The sequence below is a fragment of the Streptomyces sp. NPDC002209 genome (assembly GCF_042890265.1).
In the GTDB taxonomy this organism is placed as follows: Bacteria; Actinomycetota; Actinomycetes; order Streptomycetales; family Streptomycetaceae; genus Streptomyces.
The window spans coordinates 110,399-135,380 of the sequence record NZ_JBIARX010000006.1; the positions used below are offsets into that span (position 1 = coordinate 110,399).

The following is a 24,982-nucleotide window of genomic DNA, read 5'->3' on the forward strand; positions in this document are numbered from 1 at the left end:
CCTCAGGACGGGGCCGTGCCCTTAGACTCCTCCCGTGACATGCCGGTAGTTGTGGTCAGGGAGGAAGCTCGTCGTGAGCAGCAGGCCATCCCGAGGCGCTGCTCGCCTCGCAGCAATACTCGACGCTCTTCCGGACGCGCTGTTGCTCGTCAACGCCAACGGCACGGTCGTCAACGCGAATTCGATCGCCCTCGAGGTCATGGAGAGTCCCGGCACCGGGCTCGTCGGCCGCGGCGTGCTGGACCTCCTCCCCGAGTTCGACTCCAAGCTGATCCCCGGCTCCATGCGCCGGCCCGGCGAGGACGAGGGCGGCCGGGCCAAGCCCAAGCGGATGGTCGCGCGCCGTACCGACGGCACCGAGTTCCCCGTCGAGGTCACCGCCGCCCACCTCGACGGCCGCGACGCCTACCGCGAGCCGCAGCCCTACACGGGTGACGAGCTGCTGATGCTGGTCGTACGCGACCTCTCCGAGACCGTGGACACCGAGGCCGAGCTGGCCCGCTCGCAGCGGCAGACCGAGATGATCCTGCGGGCCGCCGCCGAGGGCGTCGTCGGTACGGACACCGACGGGCGCGTCGTCCTCGTCAACCCGGCCGCCGCGCAGATCCTCGGGTACCGCGCCACCGACCTCGGCAACCGCGAGCTGCACGGGCTGATCCAGCACTCGCGCGCCGACGGCTCGCCGTTCCCCTTCGAGGAGTCCCCGCTCGCCGACACCCTGCGCAGCGGGCGCAAGCACCGGGTGCGCGGCCAGGTGCTGTGGAACAAGGCCGGGCAGCCGGTCTCCGTCGACCTGACGACCTCGCCCGTACGGGACGGGGAGCTGCTCGTCGGCGCCGTCATGACGTTCACGGACCGGCGGCCCTACGACGCCCTGGCCGCGCGGCACGCACAGCTTCTGGCGGTCCTCGGCGAGTCCCTGCGCGGGCCGCTGGAAGAGCTGCGCGGAGAGCTGGCCACGCTGGCCGCCGACGACGCGGGACAGCTGTGGCCCGAGGCCAACCAGCTGCTGCACCACCTGGCCGCCGGGTACTCCCGGATGACCGCGCTGGTCGACAACGTGCTCGGCTTCCAGCGCCTCGACGCCGGCGCCGAGAAGCTCAAGAAGAAGAACGTCCTGATCGACGGGGTCGTCGCGGCCGGCATCGACGGCGCCGTCGAGCTGATCGGCCCGGGCCGCGTGCAGTTCGCGGTGCACGCCCCGACCATCGAGGCCGAGGTGGACGCCGAGCGGATCGCCTGCGCCCTCGCACACCTGGTCGCGGACGTCGCCGGGGTCGACGCCACCGGCAAGACCCGCCAGGGCAGCGGGTACAGCGACTCGACGATCGTGGTGGCCGCCGCTCAGCGGGGCGAGGTCGTACGGATCGAGGTGCGCGGGCCGTACGAAGGCGGGAACCCGGTGCACGAGCCGATCGTGCGGGGCATCGTGACCGCGCACGGGGGCGTGCTGCAGACGGTGGAGGTTCCCGGCGCGCCCGGCGGTGCGTACGTGCTGGAGCTGCCGCTGGGCGCGGGAGCCGGCACGGTGACGCTGCCGGATCCGGAACCGGAACCCGCGAAGGAGCCGGCGGCCGAGACCGCGGGCAAGGGTCCCGCGGGGCGGCGCGCCCGGCGCGGGGTGGACGCGTTCCTGGAGGATGCGGCCGACGAGGCGAACGCGCACGGCTCCGCCGAGGGCGGGAGTGCGCTGGCACTGCCGTCCGGGCGGCGGCGGGCGGGCGAGGCCGGCGCCCCGGACGCTCCGGCCCCGGGCCCCGAGCTCGCGCAGTCCCCGGTGAACCCGGCAGGCCTGGGCACCGGGCGCCGGCGCGGCCGGGACGGCGACGGAAGCGGAACCGGAAGCGGATCCGGCGGCGGCGTTCAGGGCGGCCCCGGTGGCCGGCCCGTGCCCCCGCAGGGCACCGCCATGCCCGCGCTCCCGCCCGTGCCCCAGGTCTCTCCCGGTCCCGGTGTGCCCCCGATGCCGCTGGGCGCGCCGGTGCCGCAGGGCTTGGCCTCGCCGGTGGCGCCGGGTGCGGGTGCGCCCGTGCCGCCGGTGGCGCCCGTGCCGCCGGGTGCGGGTGCGCCGGTGCCGGCCGTGCCGCCGGTTCCGGTGACCGAACATCCCGCCGGGCGCCGGCGTGCGCTGGGTGCCGCAGCCGCGCCGCAGCCCGGCGGTCCCGTGCCCGCGACCGGGCTCGGGCCGGCTCAGGCCGCACCGCAGGCCCCCGCACGGCCCATCGCCCCCGAGGGCGGCTTCGCACTGCCCGCCGGACCGACCCCGCCGCCGGCTCCCGCGCCGGCTCAGGGCACGGTCCCGGCTCCAGCCGCCGTGCAGGCCCCCGCCATGGCCGGTTCGGCCCCTGCTCCGGGCGAGGCCGAGGGCGACGCCCCGGCCGGGCGGCGCGGGCGCCGGGTGCTGGGCGCGCCCGGCGGCGAGCCCGCGGCCCCCGCCGCGCAGCCGGCCACGGCCGCGGAGGAGCCCGTACCCCCGACCGGGCGGCGGCGTGCGCTGCCCGCCACTCCGGCCTGGCCGGTTCCGGCGGCCCGTACCACTCCCGAGGACGACGAGACCGCGGGCGAGGCTGCCGTGCCCGGGGCCCGGCAGCCGCAGGACTCCCCGGCGGAGGCCGCGCAGCCGATCAGCGTGCGCGCCCTCGGCACCCTCGGCCAGGGCATCTCGGTCGACTCCGGGTCCACCAACGGCGCGGGCGGCACGAGCGGCTCCGGCCGCCGGCGCCGGCTGGCCGAGCCCACGCCCCAGGGCCGGGCGTTCGCGATAGGAGCCCCCGAGGCGGGCGCCGACGAGGGCCCCGAGCCGCTGGACGGGCCCGGCGGCGCCGTCGAGGTGGTCAACCGGCCCGTACCGCTCCCCGTGGACGACGAACTGCCTCCGGAGCCCCTGGACAACCCGCGCCGCCTGCTGGTGTGGCCGGCGCCCGATGTGCAGACCCAGCAGGCGCTCAGCGACCGCGGCTACCGCCCGGTGATCGTGCACTCCCGCGAGGAGGTGGACGCGCAGATCGCCGCGTTCCCCGCCGCGCTGTTCGTGGACCCGCTGACCGGGCCGATCACCCGGACCGCCCTGCAGTCCCTGCGCCAGGCCGCGGTGGCCGCCGAGGTGCCCGTACTGGTCACGGCCGGGCTGGGGCACGCCACGCGCGAGGCGGCGTACGGGGCCGATCCGGCCGTCCTCCTCAAGGCGCTCGCGCCGCGCGACAGCGAGCAGCATCCTTCCCGGGTGCTGCTGATCGAGGAGCACGACGAGATCGCGACGGCGCTGACGGCCGCTCTGGAACGGCGCGGACTCCAGGTCGCGCGGGCGGGAGCGGACACCGACGCGGTGGAGCTGGCGACGCGGATGCGGCCCAACCTGGTGGTCATGGACCTCATGCAGGTCCGGCGCCGGCGGGCCGGGATCGTGGACTGGCTGCGCGCCAACGGGCAGCTCAACCGGACCCCGCTGGTGGTCTACACGGCCACGGGGATCGACGCGGCCGAACTGCCGCGGCTGGCCTCCGGGGAGAGCGTGCTCTTCCTCGCCGAGCGGTCCACCACGGCGGACGTCCAGGGCCGCATCGTGGACCTGCTGGCCAAGATCGGAACGAACTAGTCATCCTGGCCCGATGGCCATCATCGACGCGAGTGAGCAGACCGTCCCCGCCGACAACGGGGAGGTGAACCTGCTCATCGCCCGGCAGGTGGAGCCGGGCCACGAGGAGACGTTCGAGGCCTGGGCCCACGGCATCCTGGAGACGGCCGCGACCTTCCCGGGGCATCTGGGGTACGGGCTGTTCCGTCCGGCGGCGGACGGCGGGCCGTGGTTCCTGGTCCACCGCTTCCGGGACCAGGCGGCCTTCCAGCGGTGGCAGGACTCCGCCGAGCGGGCCCAGTGGTTCTCCAACTGCCTGGGCCACCACCACACCGAGATAGCCCGGCGCGAACTGCACGGCATGGAGACCTGGTTCGCGAAGCCGGGTACGACCCGGCCCGCGCCGCCCCGCTGGAAGATGGCGATCAGCTCGGGGCTGGCCATCTTCCCGATCTCGCTCGCCGGCAACGCGGTGCTCGGTCCGTACCTGGTGAACCTGCACTTCGTCCTGCGGACGGCCGCGTTCGCCGTCGTCTTCAGCACCCTGATGACCTACCTGGCGATGCCCGCGGTCAGCAGGCTGCTGCGGCCCTGGCTGACGAAGGCCCGCCAGGGCTGAGCAGCTACCGCTCGTCGTTTCAGTCGAGCTTGGTGACGGCCAGCTCGCCGTCCGCGTACTGCTTGCGTATGACCTTCTTGTCGAACTTGCCGACGCTGGTCTTCGGCACGGCCGCGACGCTCACCCAGCGCTCGGGCAGCTGCCACTTGGCGATGGACTGGCCGAGGAAGACGCGCAGCCCCTCGTAGTCCACGCTCGCGCCCTCCTTGAGGACGACGGCGGCCAGCGGGCGCTCGCCCCACTTTTCGTCCGGAACGGCGACGACCGCCGCCTCGGCGACCTCGGGGTGCGCCATCAGCGCGTTCTCGAGCTCGACGCTGGAGATCCACTCGCCGCCGGACTTGATGACGTCCTTCGCCCGGTCGGTCAGCGTGAGGTACCCGTCGGGGCTGATCACGCCGACGTCGCCGGTCTTGAGCCAGCCGTCCGCGCTGAACTTGTCCTCGGGGCGCAGCGGTTCGCCGGAGGCGCCACCGTAGTAGGCGCCCGCGATCCAGGTGCCGCGCACCTCGAGCTCGCCCGCCGACTCGCCGTCCCAGGGCAGGATGTCGCCGCCGGGGCCCACCAGGCGCGGCTCGACGCCTGCCGGGAAGCGGCCCTGGGTGACCCGGTACGGCCACTCCTCCTCGGCGCCCAGGCCGGCCGGCGGGTGCGCCATGGTGCCGAGCGGGGAGGTCTCGGTCATGCCCCAGGCGTGGCAGAGGCGGACGCCGAGCTTGTCGTACGCCTCCATCAGGGAGGGCGGACAGGCCGCGCCGCCGATGGTGACCTGCTTCATGGAGGTGAGGTCGCGCGGGTTGGCGGTGACCTCGGCGAGCAGGCCCTGCCAGATGGTGGGGACGGCCGCGGCGTGCGAGGGCTTCTCCCGCTCGATCATCTCGGCGAGCGGGGCGGGCTGCAGGAACCGGTCCGGCATCAGCATGTTGATGCCGGTCATGAAGGTGGCGTGGGGCAGGCCCCAGGCGTTCACGTGGAACTGCGGGACGACGACGAGGCTGGTGTCCCTGTCGGTCAGCCCCATCGACTCGGCCATGTTGACCTGCATGGAGTGCAGGTAGATCGAGCGGTGGGAGTAGATGACGCCCTTGGGGTCGCCGGTGGTGCCGGAGGTGTAGCACATGGCGGCGGCCTGGCGCTCGTCCAGCTCCGGCCAGTCGTAGCTGTCGGGGCGGCCCGCGAGGAGCTCCTCGTACTCGTGGACCCGCACGTCCAGCCCGTCGAGCGCGGAGCGGTCGCCGATGCCGGAGACCACCACGTGCTCGATGGTGGGCAGGTGCGGCAGCAGCGGCACGAGCAGCGGCAGCAGGGTCCCGTTGACCAGCACGACCCGGTCGGCCGCGTGGTTGACGATGAAGACCAGCTGCTCGGGAGGCAGGCGCAGGTTGAGGGTGTGGAGGACGGCGCCCATGGAGGGGATCGCGAAGTACGCCTCGACGTGCTCCGCGTTGTTCCACATCAGGGTGGCCACCCGGTCGTCCTGCTGGACGCCCAGCTCGTCACGCAGGGCGTTGGCGAGGCGGGTGGCGCGGGTACCGATCTCGGCGAAGCTGCGGCGGTGCGGCTCGGCCTCCCCGGTCCAGGTCGTGACCTGGGATTTACCGTGGATCGTCATCCCGTGCTGGAGTATGCGGGTGACGAGGAGCGGTACGTCCTGCATGGTGCTCAGCAAAGCGTCCTCCCGGTGAGCGCTGCGGCGCTGCGGCGGCTACGGATGCCGTCGATTCTGCGCACGTACCGGACGGCATGTCACTACCCGGGGGTACAAACGCGGCAAGTAATCGCTGTTCGGGTCCTTGCGTTGGCATCGTGCACAGGCTGGGGGCGGGCTCGCGGTGCATCGCGCACAGGGCGGGGGCGCCGTGGGTGTTTCACGTGAAACATCGGCGCCGGTTCAGCGGACCGGGGTGAGCTCCGGGTCGTCGCGGAGCTTGACCAGCGCGCGTGAGACGGCACTCTTGACCGTGCCGATCGACACCCCGAGCAGCTCGGCGGTCTGCGCCTCGCTCAGGTCCTCGTAGTAGCGCAGGACGACCATCGCGCGCTGCCGGTCGGGCAGCCGGGTCACCGCACGCCACATCGCGTCGCGCAGCGCCTGCGCCTCGGCGGGGTCGGATGCCGGCGTGTCCTCGGTCTCCGGGAGCTCGTCGCAGGCGAACTCGTCGACCTTGCGCTTGCGCCACTGGGAGGTACGGGTGTTGACCAGGGCCCGCCGGACGTATCCGTCGAGGGCGCGGTGGTCCTCGATGCGGTCCCAGGCGACGTACGTCTTGGCAAGGGCCGTCTGCAGCAGGTCCTCGGCATCGCACGGGTTGGCGGTGAGCGAGCGTGCGGTGCGCATCAGGACCGTGCCGCGGGTCCGGACGTACGCCGAGAACGACGGGTACGGCGTCGGGTTCGAGGCGAGCGTGCACACAGGCGTGGTCATGGCTCCACGCTAGAAGCGCCGCCCCGGCCTGGGATCGGCCGCAAGTGCCGAAGCCGGGTCCATCTCAGGTTGTAGGGGTGGGGTCCACCCCACCTCCTGAAGGTGGAGGAGGCGGGGTGCGCCGCGGGCGGCCCGGGGGCCGCGCAGGGGACGGGCCGGGGGCCGGGCCTCAGCCGTCGACGCCGAGGATCAGTCCGGACGTCGGGACCCCGGTACCGGCCGTGACCAGGGCACGGGCGGCTCCGGCGACCTGGTTGACGGAGGTGCCGCGCAGCTGGCGGACGGCCTCGGCGATGCCGTTCATGCCGTGCAGGTACGCCTCCCCGAGCTGTCCTCCGTGCGTGTTGAGCGGCAGCGCGTCCGCTGCCACGAAGTCGGCGGCCTCGCCGGGCTTGCAGAACCCGAACTCCTCCAGCTGCATCAGGACGAAAGGGGTGAAGTGGTCGTAGAGGATGCCGACGTCGATGTCCGAGGGCCGCAGTCCGCTGGTCCGCCACAGCTGCCGGGCAACCACGTCCATCTCCGGCAGCCCCGTGAGGTCGTCGCGGTAGAAGGAGGTCATGCCCTCCTGCCGGCGGCCGGCCCCCTGTGCGGCCGCCGTGATCACGGCGGGGGCTTGGCGCAGGTCCCGGGCACGCTCGGTGCTGGTGACGATCACCGCTTGGCCGCCGTCCGTCTCCTGGCAGCAGTCGAGCAGCCGCAGCGGTTCGACGATCCAGCGCGAGGCGGCGTGGTCGGCGAGGGTGATGGGCTTGCCGTGGAAGTACGCGGCCGGGTTGTTCGCCGCGTGCCGGCGGTCGGTGACCGCGACATGGCCGAAGGCCTCGGGGGTCAGGTGGTAGGCGTGCAGGTAGCGCTGGGCGGTCATGGCCACCCAGGAGGCAGGGGTCAGCAGCCCCCAGGGCAGCGACCAGCCGAGCGCCGCGCCCTCCGCCGAGGGCTCGCGCTGCTGCACGCCGGAGCCGAAGCGGCGGCCGGAGCGCTCGTTGAAGGCGCGGTAGCAGACCACGACCTCCGCGACCCCGGAGGCGACGGCGAGGGCGGCCTGCTGGATGGTGGCGCAGGCCGCACCCCCGCCGTAGTGGATGCGGGAGAAGAAGGAGAGCTCCCCGATGCCGGCGGCCTGGGCCACGGTGATCTCGGGGCTGGTGTCCATGGTGAAGGTGACCATGCCGTCGACGTCGGCGGGGGTCAGCCCGGCGTCGTCGAGGGCGGCGTGCACGGCCTCCACGGCGAGCCGCAGCTCGCTGCGGCCGGAGTCCTTGGAGAACTCGGTCGCACCGATGCCGGCGATGGCGGCACGGCCGCCGAGGGTGTCGCGGCGGCGGACGCTCATGCCGTCACCTCCGCGGTGACCGTGCCGGTGACGTGGTGGCCGATGCCGTTGGCGCCGACGACCCGGATCTCCACGCTGTTCCCGTCGACGGCGGCCACCGTGCCGGTCAGGACCATGGTGTCGCCGGGGTAGTTGGGGGCGCCGAGACGGATGGCCACCTTGCGCAGGACGGCGCCGGGCCCGAGGCGGTCGGTGATGTACCGGCCGACCAGGCCGTTGGTGGTCAGGATGTTCATGAAGATGTCCGGGGAGCCCTTCTCGCGCGCGAGCGAGGCGTCGTGGTGCACGTCCTGGTAGTCGCGGGAGGCGATCGCGCCCGCGACGATCAGCGTGCGGGTCACCGGGATCTCCAGCGGCGCCAGTGTGTCGCCGACGTTCATGCGTGGTCCCCCTCGGGTGCGGCGTGGTCGGACAGGAGCGCGCCCAGTTCGGCCAGCAGCTCGCTGCCGCAGCCCAGGTACGCGTCCAGCTGGCGCCCCCAGAGGAAGTGCCGGTGGACGGGATGGTCCAGGTCGGCGCCCATCCCGCCGTGCAGGTGCTGGCCCGCGTGCACGACCCGCTTGCCCGCCTCCGAGGCCCACCAGGCCGCGGTCAGGGCGTGCTCGCGCGCCGGAAGTCCCTCGTCGATCCGCCAGGCGGCCTCGTACGCGGTCACCCGGATCGCCTCCGTGTCCATGTACGCGTCGGCGGCGCGCAGCATCACGCCCTGGTTCGTGGAGAGCGGCCGGCCGAACTGCTCGCGGGTGGAGGTGTACTCGACCGCGCGGGCCAGGGAGCCCGCGCACACCCCCGCCTGCAGCCCGGCGAAGGCGGTGCGCGCAGTGGCCAGGACCTCCTCGTAGGCCCCGCCGTCCCCCAGCCGTTCCGCCTCGGCCCCGGCCAGGGTGAGCCGCCCCGCCGACCAGGGGGCGGTGGTCTCCACGTCAGCCGTCCCGGCGCCGGCCGCGTCCGTCCGTACGAGCCACAGCGCCCGGTCGGCGTCCGGGACCAGCACGTGCGTGGCATCGCGCAGCCAGGGCACGACGGGGGCCGTCCCGGTCAGCCGGCCGTCCGGCGAAGCGGTGATGCGGCCGCGGGCCGGAAGGGCGCCGGTGGCGACCGCCTCGCCCGAGCCCAGGGTGGGCAGCAGCCGGGCGCGCTGCTCGGCGCTGCCGTGCGCGGCGACGGGCAGGATCCCGTACGCGCAGGTGGCGGCGTACGGGACCTGCGCGGTGGTGCGGCCCTGCTCCTCCAGCAGCAGCACCAGTCCGAGCAGGCCGACGTCCTCCACGGCGGCGGTCAGCCCGGCGGCGGTGAGCGCCTTCCACAGTCCGGCGTCGCTGCCGGTGCCGGCGGCGGCGAGGCGTTCGTGGGTGGCGAGGTCGCGGAAGATCCGGGCGGCGAGTCCCGCCGCCGCTGCCTGCTCCTCGGTGGGGTGGAAGTCCATCAGCCCTCGCTCCCTCGGAAGACCGGCAGTTCCAGGTCCTCGTCGACCCGCAGGAACTCCAGCTGCACGGGCAGCCCGATGCGCACCTTGTCGTACGGGACGCCGGTGATGTTGCTGACCATCCGGACGCCCTCGGCGAGTTCGACGAGGGCGACCGCGTACGGACCCGCCGCGGCAGCGGCAGGTTCATGCGCGGTGAAGGCCGGGAAGGGCGGGTGGTGCATGACGACGTAGCTGAACACCGTGCCGGCGCCGGAGGCCTCGACGGTGTCCCAGTCCAGGCTCGCGCAGGTGTTGCAGCCGGGCAGCCAGGGGAAGCGGAGGGTCGCGCAGGCGGTGCAGCGCTGGATCAGCAGCTTGTGGTCCGCGACGCCGTCCCAGAACCCCCGGTTGTCGCGGTTGACCACCGGGCGGGGGCGCCGGGCCGGGGGCTCCTTCCCGCGCGGGGTGGCGGGCGCGTACTTGAGGATCCGGAAGCGGTGGGTCCCGGCGAGTTCGCCGTCCGCGCGGACGTCCATGCGGGTGGTGACGAAGTGGCCGGTGCCCAGCTTCGTCGTCTTGCGCGGGGACACGGACTCGATGACGGCGTCGTAGGTGATCGTGTCGCCGGGGCGCAGCGGGCGGAGGTACTCCTGCTCGCAGTCGGTGGCCACCACGGAGGTGCAGCCCGCGTCGTCGAGCAGGCTGAGGAGCTCGTCGTAGGCGCCGGAGCGGTCGCCGTGGCCGGAGAGCCCGCCCATCGTCCAGGCCTGGAGCATGGTGGGCGGGGCGATGGCGTCCGGGCCGGTGTAGGCGGGGTCGACGTCGCCCATCGCCTCGCACCAGTGCCGGATCATGGGCAGGTTGACCGGGTCCTTGCCCTGGCCCGCGGTGGCTGCGGGCTGCCCTTCGAAGGCCTTGAGCAGCGTGTGGAACCGGGCGGCCTCCGCTGCGTCCTCGCCCGCTGCCTGGTCGGCCGTGGCGGTCATCGCTTCCTCCCCTTCATGCCGAGCCGCATCATGGCGACGATCTCCCGCTGGACCTCGCTGACCCCGCCGCCGAAGGTGTTGATCTGGGCGGCCCGGTTCATGCGTTCCAGCTCGCCGCCGGCGAAGGCCGCGGGCCCCCGTACGAGGGCCTCTTCGCCCACCACCTCCTGGCACATCCGGTACACCTCGACGGTGGACTCGGTGCCGAGGAACTTCACGCCGCTGGCGTCGCCGGGGGCCAGTGCGCCGCTGCCCACGTCCTGGACGAGGCGCCAGTTGAGGAGGCGTACGGCGGCCAGCCGGGCGTGTGCCTCGGCGAGCCGGGACTGCACCCAGGGCAGGTCGGCGGGGCGTTCGCCGGTGACCGGATCGGGGGTGCGCGCGTGGCGGAGCGCGCCCGTGTAGAAGTCCTCCGCCTGCATGCCGATGGCGGCGAGGGCCACGCGCTCGTGGTTGAGCTGGTTGGTGATCAGCCCCCAGCCGCCGTGCTCGGGACCGACGAGGTTGCCGGCGGGCACGCGGAGGGAGTCGTAGTACGTCGACGTGGTCGTGAGGCCGCCGACCGTGTCGATCGGGGTCCAGGCGAAGCCCGGGGCGTCGGTCGGCACCAGGATGATCGAGATGCCCTTGTGCTTGGGGGCGTCGGGATCGGTGCGGCAGGCGAGCCAGATCCAGTCGGCGTTCTGGGCGTTGGAGGTGAAGATCTTCTGCCCGTCGACGACCCAGTCGGCTCCGTCGCGTACGGCGCGGGTGCGCAGCGAGGCGAGGTCCGTGCCGGCCTCGGGCTCCGAGTAGCCGATGGCGAAGACGGTCTCGCCCCGCAGGATCCGGGGCAGGAAGTAGTCCTTCTGCTCCGGGGTCCCGTACTTCATCAGGGTCGGGCCGACGGTGTTGAGGGTGACCATGGAAACGGGGGCGCCCGCCCGGTAGGCCTCGTCGAAGAACACGAACTGCTCGTCGGGCCCGCGCCCTTGGCCGCCGTACTCGACGGGCCAGCCGAGGCCGAGCAGTCCGTCGGCGCCGATCCGGCGCAGCAGTGCACGCTGGGCGGCGGGGTCCTCGGGGGGCCCGTCGGGCAGCAGATCGTGGAAGTACTCCCGCAGTTCGGCGCGGAGCCGCAACTGGCCTTCCGTCGGGGCGAGGTGCACGGCGCTGGCCTCCCGGCATCACATCATCGAGTGAACCTGACTGTCCGTCAGATTCCCTGTCGATGTCAAGGTCGGGAGAGCCCGTAACGAGCTCGGCCCGGCCGTCGCCCGGACGCGCGGGAGCGCCTGCCCCACCGGACCCCAGCCGGTCCGGTGGCACAGGCGCCCTCAAGACTCAGAGGACTCGGGGAGCGTCTACCACCAGGGGTGGAAGTTGACCGCGAGGTTGCCCTGCTGGATCGCCGTGAAGGCCGAGCCGTTGACCTGCGCGGTGTTGTTCTGGTTGGACGCACCGGAGCCGGTGGCGACCTGCTGGGAGGTGGACGAGTTGCCGTGGTTGTTACCACCGACACCGCTGCCGATGATGCTGGCGACGCTCGCATTCGATCCGTCGTTCGCGAAGGAGCCGTTGTCGGCCGAGGCCACACCGCCGAAGAGGGCGACGGCGAGGGGGAGAGCGGCGACAGCGGCGAAGACGCGGGCGGTACGGATGCTTGCCATGTCTGAATCCTCCAGAAAACCGAAGTGGGATTTACTCCAAGGCAGTTGGCCGACCGCCTCGGTCGTTCTGTGTGGTGACGACGTCGCGGGACCAGAGTTGCCCACCGAATCCCCGGCGAACCACCCCGGAGTCCACGATTCCCCCGCAAGCATGAGCAACATCGGATAAACCTCATTCGCATCGCGACGGCCCAGGTCAGCGCCTCGGAGAGGGGCTGAAACCGCCGCCGTCTACGAGCTGAAACGTTCCCTCAAACTCATGTGCGCCGGACATGCCGAAAAGGGCCGCGCCGTCCGGGAACCCCACCGTCTCCCGGGCCTGCGGCCCTGCCATGCCAAGCTTCACGCCCCCTGTGCGCCCCGGCGCACGCCGGGTCCGCCCCACCGTGCCCCGCTCCGGGGGCACGTCTGCGGCGCGATCCGCGGTCGCGACCTGCCGACCGGGCTCCAGCGCCTGCTGGTGTTGTTGTTGCTGCCGTTGCTGCTGCTGCCGATTCCGTGCTGCCCACTGCACACTGCATGCACGTCTGACATGACGTGGTGTGCGCATCACGTATGTGCGTACTGCCGATCGAGTCCGGGTACTGCCTGGTGCGTTCGTGCGACGTGCGAAGTGCGACGTGCGAAGTGCGAAGTGCGAAGTGCGAGGTACGAAGTGCGAGGTACGAAGTGCGAGGTACGAAGTGCGAGGTGCGCCTCCGTACGGGTGCTACGCGACCAGCCCGAGCTCTTCGCGACCGGCCCCGGAGGTTCCCCCGGCGAGCGACGCGGCCGTGGTCGAGCGGCGGACCGACGGGGCCTTGCCGTGCGCCTCGGCGCGGATGCGCTGCTTGATGGTCGGCGGGAGCGATCCGCCCCGCATCATCGCCCGCCAGCTCCGGCGCCCCATCGGCCGGGCCGGCCGGCGTACCGCGGCGGCCGCACGGCGGGAGGGAGCAGGGGCGGGGGCGGCGGATCCGCCGGCAGCGGCGGCCGGGGCGGCCTTGGCGCCGAACCCGAGGGAGGCGAGGAGCGCCACGAGGGCGGCGACCACTGCGGTCCAGATCGACGTGACGGTGATGCGGTGAGCCATGACGGGGTCCTTCGTTTCGCGATGTTCCGACGGGCGGATCTGCATACATTCGTCATGATGTGTTCGCAACCGCAGCGCCCCCACCACGCGCGCCGATCTTCCGACAAACACCACTCGAAGGGCGCAACACCACTGGCCGGCCGGCGCCGACGCCCGTTGGACCCGGGAGGGCCCCGGTCTGCGCGAGGCGTTCGACGCAGTCCCGGGGCCCCAGGGCGAAGGCGTCAGGCGAGCTTGGCGGCCAGGATGTCGACCGGGAGGATCTCGGGGGCCTCGGCCAGCAGCTTCGGGGCGTTCTCCATGAGGGCCGCGGCGATCCTCCCCTGGAGGTGGGCGGTTCGGTCCTCGTCGCTGCCGAAGGCGTCGAAGATGCCGAACGTGGTCGGGCCGAGCCGCAGGGCGAACCAGACCGTGGTGCCGGTTTCTTCCTGCGCCAGGGCGAGGGCGCCGGTGAGCAGGCCTTCCACGTCGGCGGCATGCTCCGGCTTGGCCTCGATCCGGGCGAGCAGGCCGACGCGGGTGGTGTCGGGGACGGGAGCGCTGGTCATGGAGGACTCCTTCTGAGGTGGCGTACCGCGCCGCGGGATGCGCGCCGCGCGAGGGATGCCGTGCGGCGCGCGCTGTGCGGTACGACCACCGTAGGAGCGGGCCCCCTGCCGCGCTCAGTGGCGGATCCGCCGGATGCTTTACCGTTTCCGACATGCGGATCTCGGTGCTGGTCATGGACGACCTCTTCGACTCCGGGCTGGCCACGGTCCTCGACGTCCTGCAGATGGCCAATGAGCTGCGCCCCGAGCTGCCCCATCCCCCGCCGCGCTGGGAGCTGACCCGGGTCGGCAGCTCCGGCGCCGTACGCACCGCCTCCGGGCACGTGATCGAGGCCGTCGCCGTCGAGGACGCGCCCCGGCCCGATCTCCTCGTCGTGCCCGGCGCCGGCCCCAAGCAGCCCGAACCACTGCTGGACTGGGTGGCGTCGGCGGAGCGCGGGCCGGAACGCGAAGCCCTGCGGCGGGCCCGGGCCGACGGCGTCCCCCTGGCCGCGGCCTGCACGAGCACCTTCCTCCTCGCCGAGGCGGGGGTCCTGGACGGACTCGGTGCCACCACCAGCTGGTGGCTGGCCCCGGCCTTCCGGCAGGCCTACCCGCAGGTGGCGCTGGACGAGAGCAACATGCTGGCCCACGCCGACGGGGTGATCACCGCCGGTGCCGCCATGGCCCACCTCGACCTCGCACTCGCCCTGGTCCGGCAGGCGAGCCCGGTACTGGCCGAGCTCACGGCCCGCTACCTGGTGGTCGACGACCGGCCCACCCAGGCCGGTTACGCGATCCCCAGCCACCTCGCCCGCACCGATCCCACCGTCAGCGCCTTCGAACGGTGGGTGCGCCGGCACATCGGCGAGCCCCTGCGGATGGCCGACGCGGCCCGGGCGGTCGGCGCGAGCGAACGGACCCTCCAGCGGGCCGTGGACCGGGTACTGGGGGTGTCGCCGCTGCGGTTCGCCCAGACCATCCGGCTCGAACAGGCGGCCCACCTGCTGCGCACCACCGACCTGCCTACCGAGGCCGTGGCCCGCCGCGTCGGCTACGAGAACGCCTCGAGCCTCACCACCCTGCTGCGACAGCGGCTCGGCACCACCCCGGGCCGCCTGCGCACCCCGGACGCACCCCGCACATGACGAAGGGGCGTCCCATCACGGGGCGCCCCTCTTATGTGCCTTCACATGCGCAGGTGGATCAAGGACCGCCCTGTCGGCTGCCCCCTACCACCAGGACTGGTTGTTGGGCCCGGTCTGCCACAGGCGGTCGTCGCTCGGGTACGAGTAGTCCAGGCGGACGGTGTCCCACTGGTCGTTGTTGGTGTTCTGGAGGGCCATGGCGACGTCCACGTTCTTCAGTGGACGCCAGATCCACCAGCGCTCTGGGTTGCCGCCCTTGGTTTCCAGGCGCAGGCTCCACTTCTGCTGGTCCGAGCCGTCGCATGCGCGTACCACGACGCGGTTCCCCCGGACCGGGTTGGTCGACTCGGGCTCGATGCACCGGTTCGCGGCACGGTTGCGCAGGGTCGCGGTCCACAGCTGGTTGGTGCTGTCGTAGGCGCCTTCCCAGTCCCACGCCTCCGTGATGTAGCTGTCCCAGCGGGTACCGCGGAGCGCGATCACCTCGGCCCCTTCTGCGGTACTGTCCGCGCCCAGCGCCAGGCGGCTGCCGTGCATCTTGTTCACCAGATCTTGGTTGATGAGCGAATCCGCCGACGCCGGCGAGGCGCCGGCCAACACGATCGGGACCGCCGCGCACACGGCGGCGAGCAGCGAGAACCTTCGCTTGCGCATGACAAGTCGTCCTTCCGGAAGGGGGGCAGGGCAGCGCGGCAACGCCGCCTCCGCCTGGGAACGGCTGGGACGCTTCCACACACCCCTGCGCGGCTTCCCCCGCCACGCCCGAACAGGAATCGCAGAAACGATCCCCTGTACGCACAACAGCCCTGCCGGCAGGACATCCGTCGACTTCACCCACTGCGGACCACGGTCCACGCCTGGTCCACACACGCTGGTCGACGGCGCGACACTGGCGGATCGAGGTGAGACGGTGCGCACGACGAAGGGGCGCCCCTGGTGAGGGGCGCCCCTTCTGGTCAGCGCGTCGTCTGACCTGGTGCGGTGGGTGTGGGATTTGAACCCACGGTGACTCGCGCCACGACGGTTTTCAAGACCGTTCCCTTAGGCCGCTCGGGCAACCCACCTGGCCGGTACAGAGTACCGGCAGGTGGGGGGCGGCTGGGTCAGGAATTCTGGGCCTTGTCGTAGGCCGCCTTCGCTTCGTTGCCGAAGTACGGGCCGAACATCCGGTTGGGCAGGAAGGTGTAGCCGAAGCTGTTCACCGAGACCTGGGTGCCCAGGCCCGTGGACTCGTTGAAGTCCTGGAACCAGGGGCCGCCGCTGGAGCCGCCGGTCATGTTGCAGCCCAGGCCGTGGTCCTTGGTCAGCAGGAAGTCCTTGCTGGAGTTCCCGCTGCAGTAGACCAGCTTGGTGCCGTCGTAGGGCGCGGCCGCCGGGAAGCCGAAGGAGTACATCTTCTTGCTGTAGCCACCGTTGAACAGGATCCCCTGGGCGCCGACGACCTGGCTCAGCTTCTGGCCGTTCAGCGGGGCGACGACGGCGAGGCCGACGTCCATGTTCATGTCCTCGCTGGCGGCCCACTGGTCGGTGGCGAAGGTCTTGGTGGCCGACCACTGGCCGTAGGGCGCGTTCCCGTTGTCGTACGCGGGAACGAAGATCCAGTTGGTGTGCCAGGTGCCCTGGTACTTCACGCAGTGGCCGGCGGTGATGACCGTGCTGCCGTTGGCGCTGGTGATGGAGTCACCGGAGCAGGACGCGGTCCTGTCGCCGAAGGTGAAGAAGACCCGGCCCGAGGTCTTCACCACCGCGCCGCCGCCCGTCCACGCGCCGCCCGCCTGCGGGAACGCGGTCGGGGAGGCGGCCGCGAGGGGCGCCGCGGAGGACGGCGCTGTCGGGGCGACCGCCATGGGCCGTTCCGAGGCCGCGACCCGCGCACGCCCGGCGCCGGGCGCCGCCGTCACGTCCAGCGGGATGGCGCTGCGCATCCGCTCGGCGGTCCAGAAACCCCGGCTGTGCTGCTGCTCGAACGAGGCCGGGGCGTCCGCGGCGGCCGAAGGGGTGGCCGCCGTCAGCGCGCCCGCGATCAGGGCGCCCGCCGCCATGAGGACCGATGCTGCCGTGCGATGACGATTCACGCATGACTCCTTCTGCCGTGCCCGGTCCCGTCGGAGCGGGCAGGGTGGGGGTGAAGAGCTGTCGGTGCGGATCGGCCGCAGAGTCGCACGCGCGGCACGAGAAGTCAGGAGACGGTCGGAACGTTCGGTCGGTTCCGGCCAGGAATTGGCCAACTCCCGTCGATGGAAAATGTCCTGCGGTCACATCGTCAGCAGCACTCCCGCGTACGAGACGCCGGCCACCACGATCCAGGCGCCGAGCCCCAGTACCGCGGCCCGTCCGCCGGTCCTGGCCAGCCGGGGGAGGTCCACGGCGCTGCCGAGCCCGAACAGGGCCGCCGCCAGCAGCAGTTCCTGCGCGGTGTGGGCCCACTCCAGTGCCGCGTCGGGCAGCACCCCGGTGGCGCGCAGCCCGGCCGCGGCCAGGAACCCGGCCACGAACAGCGGCACCGGCGCCGGGCGGCGGCCCGAGGACGTGCGCACACCCTGCCGGCGTGCCCGTACGGAGAAGGCCACGGCGGCCACCAGCGGGGCCAGCAGGGCCACCCGCATGAGCTTGACCAGGACGGCCTCGCCGAGCGCGCCCGGACCGGCCGTTTGGGCGGTGGCGACCACCTGGCCGACGTCGTGGACGCTCGCGCCGACCCAGCGCCCGAAGGCCGGGTCCGAGAGCCCCAACGGGCTCTGGAGGAGGGGGAGGACCGCGATGGCCAGCGTCCCGCACAGGGTCACCAGCGCCACCGAGGCGGCCACGTCCTCCTCGTCGCTGCCGGACACCTGGCTCACCGCGCCGATCGCCGACGCCCCGCAGATCGAGTACCCGGTGGCGATCAGCAGCGGCTGGTCGCCGGGGAGCCCGAGCCTGCGGCCCAGCCAGAGCGTGCCGAAGAAGGTGGCGGCGACCACCGCTGCCACCATCGCCACCGTGGCCCAGCCCAGCCGGAGCACCTGGTCCAGGCCCAGCCCCAGGCCCAGCAGGACGATGCCGATCCGCATCAGCCGCCGCCCGGCCAGCGAAAGCCCTGGCCGAGCTGCTCCGCGTACGACCTCGCGTATGCCCGGGAGATGGGCCACCGCGATGCCGAGCACCACCGACGCCGTCAGCATGGGTACGTCGGGCACCAGCCGGTGCACGCACCACGCCACCAGTACGCCGACGGCTGCCAGCCCCAACCCCGGCCAGGACGAGGATGTTTCACGTGAAACACGGCGTGCCCGCTCCGTCTCCGCCCCGCGTACCGGGCGGTTCAGCAGGGCCATCAGTCGGTGGGGAGCGTGTAGACGCGGCGGACGCTGCTGCCCAGGCGGATGACGTCGGCACCGTAGACGTGAATGGATATCGCGGTGGTGCCACAGGAGTTGCGGACCTTGTGGATATCGCCGGGCGGGGCGAATCCGCAGACGTCGCCGGGGCCGTTGACCACCTGCTCGGTCGCCACCAGCCGGGCGCAGGATTCTCCCGCGGCGGGGGCCAGCCGGTAGCGGAGCTCGCTCTCCTCGCCCTCGTGCACCCCGGCCACGCACCAGGAGACGTGGTCGTGGATGGCGGTCTCCTGGCCGGGCAGCCACACCAGGGCGACCACCGAGAAGCTGCCGTCCGGCTCCGCGTGCAGGACGTGCTGCCGGTACCGGTCTGCGTGCCCCTCGCGCTGCTCGGGGGTGAGCAGGTCGGCCGTGCCCAGATGCGGGGCGACGCGCTCGCCGACGAGGTAGGCGGTCAGGTCCGGGGCCAGCCCCCGGTCCACGACCGTACGGATCTCACTGACGAGGGCGGCCATCCTCGCGGTCGTACGGGCCGGCGTAGTGGTGGTCATAAGGGCAGCGTCGAGCAGCCGTCCCATCACGTCCAACGACAGTTCTCACCTGAAATCCCAAGCAGCGCTTATGGATTCGGGGGAGGAGCCGCCGGCCTCAGCAGCCGACGCGGTTGGAGGCCGCCTGCTTCAGCGCGTTGAGGACCACGGACGTCGCCGGGATCCGCAGATGGTCGCGGTAGACGTACGCGGCGATGTGCCGGCGTGCGGCGGGCTGCAGAGCCCGCCCGCACACCTTGCTCAGGGAGAGGGAGGGCAGCACCAGCGCGGGCATCATCGCCACGCCGAGGCCCTGCCCGACCATGCTCTGCACCACCAGGTTGTCGTCCGTGGCGAACCGGATGTCGGGCACGAAGCCCAGCTCGGCGCACTCGTGCAGCAGGTTCGCCCGGCAGCGCGGACAGCCGGCGATCCACCGCTCCTCCGCGAGGTCGGCCAGGTGCACGGCCCGCCGCCGGGCCAGCGGGTGCCCGGTCGGGAGCAGCACCGTCAGCTGGTCCTCCATGAGTCTGACCTCGGCGACCTCCTCCGGAATCTCCTCGTGGAGCCCGGGATAGGTGAAGGCGAGGGTGATGTCGCACTCCCCGCGCTCCAGCCTGCGCAGCGACTCGGGGGGCTCCCCTTCCAGCAGCTCGACCTGGATGCCCGGGTGCTCCTTGGCCAGGCCGCTCAGGGCCTCCGGGACCAGCGTGACGTTGGCGCTGGGGAAGCCGCACAGCCGTACCCGCCCGGTGCGCAGCCGTGCGTATGCCTTGAGCTGGGCCTCTGCGGCGGCGAGACTGCCGAGGATGGACTCGGCATGCCGGGCCATGGACTCCCCGGCCTCGGTGAGCTGCATCTTGCGGCCGACCCGGGTGAACAGCGGGGTGCCGACGGCGCGTTCCAGCGCCTTCATCTGCTGGGTGACGGCGGGCTGGGTGTAGCCGAGGACGCGAGCGGCCGCCGAGTAGGACCCGTGGGTGACCACTTCATGGAAAGTACGTATGTGCCGCGAATCGAACACGTGGGAAGCATAAGCGGACATTGGGAGGGGCCGTAGGCGGATTCGCGCCCACGGCCCCTCACCATCAGGCCAGCGGTCCCGGCCGGTCCCCGCGGGCGGGGCCGGCCGTGGGGCCGTGGTTACTTGTCGCCGACCCGCGAGCCGAGCGTGATGTCGACGGTGTTCGGCTTGCCGTCGCGCAGGTAGGTCAGCTTCACGACGTCGCCCGGCTTGTGCGTCCAGATCTCACTGATCAGGGTCGGGCCGCTGTCGATCGGCTTGTCGCCGAACTGGGTGATGACGTCGCCGGGCTTGAGGCCCGCCTTGCCGGCCGGACCGTTGGGGTCGACCAGCTCGTTGGCGGGCGCGCCCTGCTCCGAGATCTTGGCCCCGTCGGACTTGGCCTGGAGGTCCACGGAGACCGAGATGATCGGGTAGACCGGCTTGCCCGTCTTGATCAGCGACTCGGCGACGTTCTTCGCCTGGTTGATCGGGATGGCGAAGCCGAGGCCGATCGAGCCGGCCTGGCCGCCGCCGAAGCCGCCGTTGCCGGCCGACTGGATGGCGGAGTTGATGCCGATGACCGCACCGCGCCCGTCGAGCAGCGGGCCGCCGGAGTTGCCGGGGTTGATCGAGGCGTCCGTCTGGAGCGCGCTCATGTACGAGCTCTTGCTCCCGGACCCGTCACCGGAGGCCACCGGCCGGTTCTTGGCGCTGACGATGCCGGTGGTGACCGTGTTCGACAGGCCGAAGGGGGCGCCGATCGCGATGGTCGAGTCGCCGACCGCGACCTTGTCGGAGTCGCCGAGCGGCAGCGGCTTGAGCCCGGCCGGCGGGTTCTTCAGCTTGAGCACGGCCACGTCGTAGCCCTGGGCCCGGCCGACGACCTCGGCGTCGTACTTCTTGCCGTCGGAGAAGGTCGCCGAGAGCTTGCCGCCGTTCGCGGCGGAGGCCACCACGTGGTTGTTGGTGAGGATGTGGCCCTGCTGGTCGTAGACGAAGCCGGTGCCCGTGCCGCCCTCGCCGTCGCCGGCCGAGGCCTCGATGGTGACGACGCTGGGCAGCGCGCCCGCGGCCAGGCCCGCGATGGAACCGGCCTCCCGCTTGAGGTCCTTGGGGGTGTTGCCCGCGGTGATCGTGGTCGAGCCGAAGCCGTTGTCGTTGCGCTCGGCGGCCCAGTAGCCGATGCCGCCGCCGACGCCGCCCGCGAGGAGGGCCGCCACGAGCACGGCGGCGACCAGGCCGCCCTTGCCCTTCGGCTTGGCGGGCGGCATGCCGCCCGTGGTCAGGGGCGCACCCCAGGCGCCGCCGCCGTGGCCGCCGGAACCGTACGCCGGGACGCTGGGCGGCGGGGGCGGCCAGCCCTCGGCGCCGTGCGCGGCAGGGCCCTGCGGCGCAGGGGCCTGGCCGTAGTCCGGCGCCGGGGCGGGGGTGGGCGGGAGCTGCTGGGTCGGCTCGGCGCCGGGCGCGGGCGTCGGCGGGAGCTGCTGGGTGACGGGTTCCGCGGCGGGCACGGCCGGCGCGGGGGCATGCGTGGTGGCGGCGTGCTCGGCCGTCGGGGCAGGTGCCGGGGCGCCCGCGGGGGCCTCTGCAGCCGGTGCGGCCGCAGACGTCTCGGGGGCGGGAGCGGCTACCGGGGGTGCCGACGGGGCCGCGGGGGGCGTCGGGGCCGCGGTGCCCTCGTTCTCGGTGCTCACAGCGCTCTTCTCCTCGTCACACACGACTTCAGACAAACTGACGTTCGGCTCGACTGAACGTTCGACGCGCCGCACAAGTTCCTGGGAAAAGCCTTCCCCATGACCCGTCAGAGCACTGTAAGCCGGACCTGTGTATCTCCCCCATCCTTTATCTCCGGCATTTCGGACGCATCCCGAGGGCGGATCCCGACACCGGGCGCCTTCTCGGTGGCACCATGACCCGGTGACCCACGCAATGCCGCCCATCCAGGTCGTCGCCCACCGCGGCGCCTCGGAGGATGCCCCCGAGCACACCCTGGCCGCCTACCGAAAGGCCATCGAGGACGGCGCCGACGCCCTCGAATGCGATGTCCGGCTCACCGCCGACGGCCACCTGGTCCTGGTCCACGACCGCCGGGTCAACCGCACGTCCAACGGCCGCGGCGCCGTCTCCGCCCTCGAGCTGGCCGACCTCGCCGCCCTCGACTTCGGCTCCTGGAAGGACCGCGAGGAGTCCCCCGACTGGGACGCCGACCCCGAGCGCACCTCCGTGCTCACCCTGGAGCGGCTGCTGGAGCTGGTCTCCGACGCCGGCCGGCCGGTGCAGCTCGCCATCGAGACGAAGCACCCGACCCGCTGGGCCGGACAGGTGGAGGAGCGCCTCCTCTTCCTCCTCAAGCGGTTCGGGCTGGACGCGCCGCCCGCCGAGGGCCCGCACCCGGTCCGCGTCATGAGCTTCTCCGCGCGCTCCCTGCACCGGGTGCGGGCGGGCGCGCCGACGATCCCGACCGTGTACCTGATGCAGTTCATCTCGCCCCGGATGCGCGACGGGCGACTGCCGGCCGGGGTGCGGATCGCCGGTCCCGGGATGCGCATCGTGCGCAGCCATCCCGGGTTCATCCGCAAGCTCCAGGGCGCGGGCCACTCCGTACACGTATGGACCGTAAACGAACCGGAAGACGTTCAGCTCTGCGCTGATCTGGGTGTGGAAGCGATCATTACGAACAGGCCGCGCCAAGTTCTGTCACAGCTGGGGCGCTGACGTCCCCATTTGCCCACCCGTCCCGCACGCCGCGCACGTGACAGGGTGTGCCCCGGCGCATCCGCTCCGCAATCGCTGGTCATGAATGCGTCAGAGGGCTCCGCGTGGTCGGTTTCCGGTCCAGGCCATTGGGGCATCCAGACCATGGCGTGGGGCTAAGGAGGTTCCGGGGGTGGCGTTGGTGGTGGCACAGGAAGTGCCCACGTCGTCGTGCATGGACGTATGCCATGGTCCTGCGGGCGTGGGCGAGGCGAGACGCCGCATGCGCGAGCAGTTGCGCATGAGCGGGGTGTCCGAATCGGTCGTTGACGACGCCGTACTGATCCTTTCCGAACTGCTCAGCAACGCCTGCCGGCACGGCAGACCGCTGGGCGCCGGGGAGATCGGCGACGGGGAGATACGCGCCGCATGGCGCATCGACAAGGCGGGGCGGCTGACGGTCGAGGTCACGGACGGGGGCGGTCCCACCCGCCCGGTTCCGGCCACGCCCTCGGTCACCGCGCGCGGCGGCCGGGGGCTGAACATCATCAGCGCCCTCGCCCAGGACTGGGGTGTCCGGGACGGAGCGGCAGGCGAGGTCACCGTATGGGTGACCGTTGCATGTGGGCCCCGGCACGACGATTTCGCTACGCGCGTTGCGCCCCCGGCGATCGACTTCAGCACGGCCTTCGACGATCTGCATCCGTGACCGGATCCCGACCCGGACCCCGGCGCGGACCCGACCCGGATCCCGGCACGGACCCCCGACGCGGGCCCGACCCGGATCCCCGACAGCAGCACCCGCACCACCGGCCATCCGAACGAGCGGCCGCCGGGAGCGCACGCCGACCGTGCTCCCGGCCGCAGCCTCCCGGTTGCAGCGGTACGAACGGCTAGGCTCGCGCCCAGACACAACGCCGTACCGCCGCAACCGGGAGACACCCACGATGGCCAAGAAGCGCCCCGCAGCCAAGACTGCAAAGCCGCAGCTCAAGAACGGGGAGATCCCGGTGGTGGGCGCACGCGAGCCCTGCCCCTGCGGATCCGGGCGCCGCTACAAGGCCTGCCACGGAGCAGCCGCCGCGCACGCCGTCACCGAGCACGTGGCACGCCCCTTCGAGGGCCTGCCGGGCGAGTGCGACTGGGTCGCGCTGCGCGAGCTCGTGCCCGCGGCGACCATCCCGCTCACGCTCAAGGACGGCCTGCCCGAGGGCGTCCCCTCCGTCACGCTGGTGACCGTACTGCCCATGGCCTGGCCGGCGCTGCGCCGCGAGGACGGGTCCGTCCTGCTCGGCCTGCAGAACGACTCGACCACCGGGGACCTCTCCCGGGACATGGCCGACACGCTGGAGCGCGCGCTCGTCGCGGAACCGGGTACCCCGATTCCGGCCCGCCGTGTTCCCGCCGAGGGTCCGCGACTTCAGGATCTCCTGGACACGGACGGCGTTTTCGAGCCGGTTGTGCACAGCGGCTTCGAATTCTGGATTCCGGATGCGGAGAGCGCCCAGAGCGCCTCCCCCGAGATCGCCGCCTCCCTCGAGCGCGCCAACGCCGCCGCCATCCCGACGGTCAAGCTGGCCGGCGTGGACGCGGCCTACTGGTGCGAGACCCCGGACAAGAACCACCTGCGCTGGGTCATGCCGCACCCCGAGGAGAAGCTGCTCGACGCCCTCGCGCGGCTGCACGCCGCCGGCACCTCCTCGCTCGGCGAAGGCACCCGACTGGTCGGTTCCTTCCGGGCGCACGGCCTGATGGTCCCCGTCTGGGACCTGCCCACCGGAGTGAGCGCCGACGACGTGGAGAAGCCTGCCGCGGAGTTCGCGGAGCGGCTGGCCACGGCCCTGGCCGCGGACGCCCCGCTGACCGCGGAGGAGCGCCGGGCGCGCGGCGGACTCACCAACCGCCAGGTCACCCTCAGCTGACCGCCGAGCCCCTGCAGGACCGGTGACTGGGGTCACAACTCCCGCTAATCGCCTGCAAATCGGTGTCTGAATATCAGAGATCGAATTTGCGAACAGGCGATCTCTTGTTACCGTTCTTGTAGCCCGGTCGCTGGTGCATCCCCCGTCGCCAGCGACCGGGCCCTTCCATTTCCGCCGTCGCTCAACCGTCGGCCGGTGCCGGTGAGTTGCTCCCGGACCGCAGCAGCAGTCGCCCTTCATCATCCGGAACTGCAAACTCCGCAACGGCCGAGTAGGCGTCCGGCGCCCCCGCCGAGTCCTCCCTCGGCGTCTCGCAGAGTCCCGGCTCGTCGCCCGCCCCGACCGCGCACCGGATCTGCACCGTGCGCCCGGCGGGCCCCATCACCGTCAGGACGGCGTCCAAGGCGCGCCCGCTGGTGTTGCGGTAGTAGCTCCGGCCCCAGGTGCGCCCCTCGCCCGCCAGGATGCAGGTCTGCGCCTCCACGCCTTGCGGGGAGGAGAGTTCGGGGCCGCACCGGGAGTCCGTACGCGGCTGCTCGGACGGACCCGGCTGCCGCGGCCCGGCCTGCCGCGCGGGCGGGGCGCCGGGTGCCGGCGTACGGGATCCGCCCGCCGGATCGGCCAACCCGAGCGAGGAGAGCAACCCGCCGCCTTTTCCGTCGTCCTGACCGGCGAAATCCGGTCCGGCGATCGCTCCTGCCAGCGGGAGCGACAAGATGATCAGCACACCCGCGCTGATACCGATCAAGCGGAGATTCATTCGGCGAAC

Annotated in this window: 23 protein-coding genes and 1 tRNA gene; 6 read left to right on the forward strand and 18 right to left on the reverse strand. The window is 72.6% G+C overall.

Annotated features, from left to right (window positions below; translation table 11 throughout):
• Window positions 1-73: 73 nt before the first annotated feature.
• The gene (locus tag ACFYXK_RS14380) at window positions 74-3,595 is read left to right on the forward strand and encodes a PAS domain-containing protein (protein WP_389411415.1); all 3,522 of its coding nucleotides are present in this window, start codon (window positions 74-76) and stop codon (window positions 3,593-3,595) included.
• Between the two features lie 13 nt (window positions 3,596-3,608).
• Window positions 3,609-4,193: an antibiotic biosynthesis monooxygenase gene (locus tag ACFYXK_RS14385; protein WP_389411416.1), complete on the forward strand. Its 585-nt coding sequence runs from the start codon at window positions 3,609-3,611 to the stop codon at window positions 4,191-4,193.
• Window positions 4,194-4,212: 19 nt separating this feature from the next.
• On the opposite strand, the gene ACFYXK_RS14390 is transcribed toward ACFYXK_RS14385, so the two are convergent.
• The 10 genes from ACFYXK_RS14390 to ACFYXK_RS14435 form a co-directional block, all read right to left on the reverse strand.
• Entirely contained in the window at window positions 4,213-5,862 is a 1,650-nt protein-coding gene (locus tag ACFYXK_RS14390) for a long-chain fatty acid--CoA ligase (protein WP_389411417.1), read from the reverse strand.
• Window positions 5,863-6,084: 222 nt separating this feature from the next.
• Window positions 6,085-6,618 (reverse strand): SigE family RNA polymerase sigma factor, encoded by a 534-nt coding sequence (locus ACFYXK_RS14395; RefSeq protein WP_030292456.1) that lies wholly within the window; start codon window positions 6,616-6,618, stop codon window positions 6,085-6,087.
• 169 nt (window positions 6,619-6,787) lie between these two features.
• Window positions 6,788-7,954: a lipid-transfer protein gene (locus ACFYXK_RS14400; protein ID WP_389411418.1), complete on the reverse strand. Its 1,167-nt coding sequence runs from the start codon at window positions 7,952-7,954 to the stop codon at window positions 6,788-6,790.
• A complete protein-coding gene (locus ACFYXK_RS14405; protein ID WP_389411419.1) occupies window positions 7,951-8,334 on the reverse strand; it encodes a MaoC family dehydratase in 384 nt (127 codons plus the stop codon). The genes ACFYXK_RS14400 and ACFYXK_RS14405 overlap by 4 nt, the downstream gene beginning before the upstream one ends.
• The gene (locus ACFYXK_RS14410) at window positions 8,331-9,380 is read right to left on the reverse strand and encodes an acyl-CoA dehydrogenase family protein (RefSeq protein ID WP_389411420.1); all 1,050 of its coding nucleotides are present in this window, start codon (window positions 9,378-9,380) and stop codon (window positions 8,331-8,333) included. Before ACFYXK_RS14410 ends, ACFYXK_RS14405 begins: the two co-directional genes overlap by 4 nt.
• Window positions 9,380-10,348: a bifunctional MaoC family dehydratase N-terminal/OB-fold nucleic acid binding domain-containing protein gene (locus ACFYXK_RS14415; protein WP_389411421.1), complete on the reverse strand. Its 969-nt coding sequence runs from the start codon at window positions 10,346-10,348 to the stop codon at window positions 9,380-9,382. Before ACFYXK_RS14415 ends, ACFYXK_RS14410 begins: the two co-directional genes overlap by 1 nt.
• Complete coding sequence (locus ACFYXK_RS14420) at window positions 10,345-11,496, reverse strand: acyl-CoA dehydrogenase family protein (RefSeq protein WP_389411422.1); 1,152 nt, start codon at window positions 11,494-11,496, stop codon at window positions 10,345-10,347. The genes ACFYXK_RS14415 and ACFYXK_RS14420 overlap by 4 nt, the downstream gene beginning before the upstream one ends.
• Window positions 11,497-11,691: 195 nt before the next feature.
• Window positions 11,692-11,997 carry a hypothetical protein gene (locus ACFYXK_RS14425; protein WP_389411423.1) on the reverse strand — a complete coding sequence of 102 codons (306 nt, stop codon included), beginning with the start codon at window positions 11,995-11,997 and terminating at the stop codon, window positions 11,692-11,694.
• A 709-nt stretch (window positions 11,998-12,706) separates the two neighbouring features.
• Complete coding sequence (locus ACFYXK_RS14430) at window positions 12,707-13,069, reverse strand: DUF6344 domain-containing protein (RefSeq protein WP_389411424.1); 363 nt, start codon at window positions 13,067-13,069, stop codon at window positions 12,707-12,709.
• Window positions 13,070-13,293: 224 nt separating this feature from the next.
• Window positions 13,294-13,617, reverse strand: coding sequence for a putative quinol monooxygenase (locus tag ACFYXK_RS14435; RefSeq protein WP_389411425.1), 324 nt, complete (start codon window positions 13,615-13,617; stop codon window positions 13,294-13,296).
• 152 nt (window positions 13,618-13,769) lie between these two features.
• On the opposite strand from ACFYXK_RS14435, the gene ACFYXK_RS14440 reads away from it, so the two are divergent.
• Window positions 13,770-14,744: a GlxA family transcriptional regulator gene (locus tag ACFYXK_RS14440; protein WP_389411426.1), complete on the forward strand. Its 975-nt coding sequence runs from the start codon at window positions 13,770-13,772 to the stop codon at window positions 14,742-14,744.
• Window positions 14,745-14,828: 84 nt separating this feature from the next.
• Here the strand turns inward: ACFYXK_RS14440 and ACFYXK_RS14445 are convergent, their stop codons facing one another.
• The 7 genes from ACFYXK_RS14445 to ACFYXK_RS14475 form a co-directional block, all read right to left on the reverse strand.
• Complete coding sequence (locus ACFYXK_RS14445; RefSeq protein WP_389411427.1) at window positions 14,829-15,398, reverse strand: RICIN domain-containing protein; 570 nt, start codon at window positions 15,396-15,398, stop codon at window positions 14,829-14,831.
• Between the two features lie 325 nt (window positions 15,399-15,723).
• Window positions 15,724-15,808: transfer RNA gene (locus tag ACFYXK_RS14450), tRNA-Ser, on the reverse strand.
• 39 nt (window positions 15,809-15,847) lie between these two features.
• Window positions 15,848-16,819 carry a trypsin-like serine peptidase gene (locus tag ACFYXK_RS14455; RefSeq protein WP_389411428.1) on the reverse strand — a complete coding sequence of 324 codons (972 nt, stop codon included), beginning with the start codon at window positions 16,817-16,819 and terminating at the stop codon, window positions 15,848-15,850.
• A gap of 180 nt (window positions 16,820-16,999) precedes the next feature.
• Window positions 17,000-18,058: a YeiH family protein gene (locus ACFYXK_RS14460; RefSeq protein WP_389411429.1), complete on the reverse strand. Its 1,059-nt coding sequence runs from the start codon at window positions 18,056-18,058 to the stop codon at window positions 17,000-17,002.
• Window positions 18,058-18,612, reverse strand: coding sequence for a cysteine dioxygenase (locus tag ACFYXK_RS14465; protein ID WP_383507133.1), 555 nt, complete (start codon window positions 18,610-18,612; stop codon window positions 18,058-18,060). Before ACFYXK_RS14465 ends, ACFYXK_RS14460 begins: the two co-directional genes overlap by 1 nt.
• Window positions 18,613-18,709: 97 nt before the next feature.
• Complete coding sequence (locus tag ACFYXK_RS14470; protein ID WP_389411430.1) at window positions 18,710-19,615, reverse strand: LysR family transcriptional regulator; 906 nt, start codon at window positions 19,613-19,615, stop codon at window positions 18,710-18,712.
• 119 nt (window positions 19,616-19,734) lie between these two features.
• Complete coding sequence (locus ACFYXK_RS14475) at window positions 19,735-21,291, reverse strand: trypsin-like peptidase domain-containing protein (protein ID WP_389411431.1); 1,557 nt, start codon at window positions 21,289-21,291, stop codon at window positions 19,735-19,737.
• Between the two features lie 235 nt (window positions 21,292-21,526).
• Here ACFYXK_RS14475 and ACFYXK_RS14480 point away from each other — a divergent pair, with 235 nt between their 5' ends.
• The 3 genes from ACFYXK_RS14480 (at window position 21,527) to ACFYXK_RS14490 (ending at window position 24,213) form a co-directional block, all read left to right on the forward strand.
• Complete coding sequence (locus ACFYXK_RS14480; RefSeq protein WP_389411655.1) at window positions 21,527-22,312, forward strand: glycerophosphodiester phosphodiesterase; 786 nt, start codon at window positions 21,527-21,529, stop codon at window positions 22,310-22,312.
• 85 nt (window positions 22,313-22,397) lie between these two features.
• Complete coding sequence (locus ACFYXK_RS14485) at window positions 22,398-23,000, forward strand: ATP-binding protein (protein WP_389411432.1); 603 nt, start codon at window positions 22,398-22,400, stop codon at window positions 22,998-23,000.
• Between the two features lie 238 nt (window positions 23,001-23,238).
• Window positions 23,239-24,213 (forward strand): DUF5926 family protein, encoded by a 975-nt coding sequence (locus ACFYXK_RS14490; protein WP_389411433.1) that lies wholly within the window; start codon window positions 23,239-23,241, stop codon window positions 24,211-24,213.
• Window positions 24,214-24,394: 181 nt separating this feature from the next.
• Here ACFYXK_RS14490 and ACFYXK_RS14495 read toward each other — a convergent pair whose 3' ends face one another.
• Window positions 24,395-24,973, reverse strand: a complete 579-nt coding sequence (locus ACFYXK_RS14495; RefSeq protein WP_389411434.1) for a hypothetical protein — start codon at window positions 24,971-24,973, stop codon at window positions 24,395-24,397.
• Window positions 24,974-24,982 lie beyond the last annotated feature (9 nt).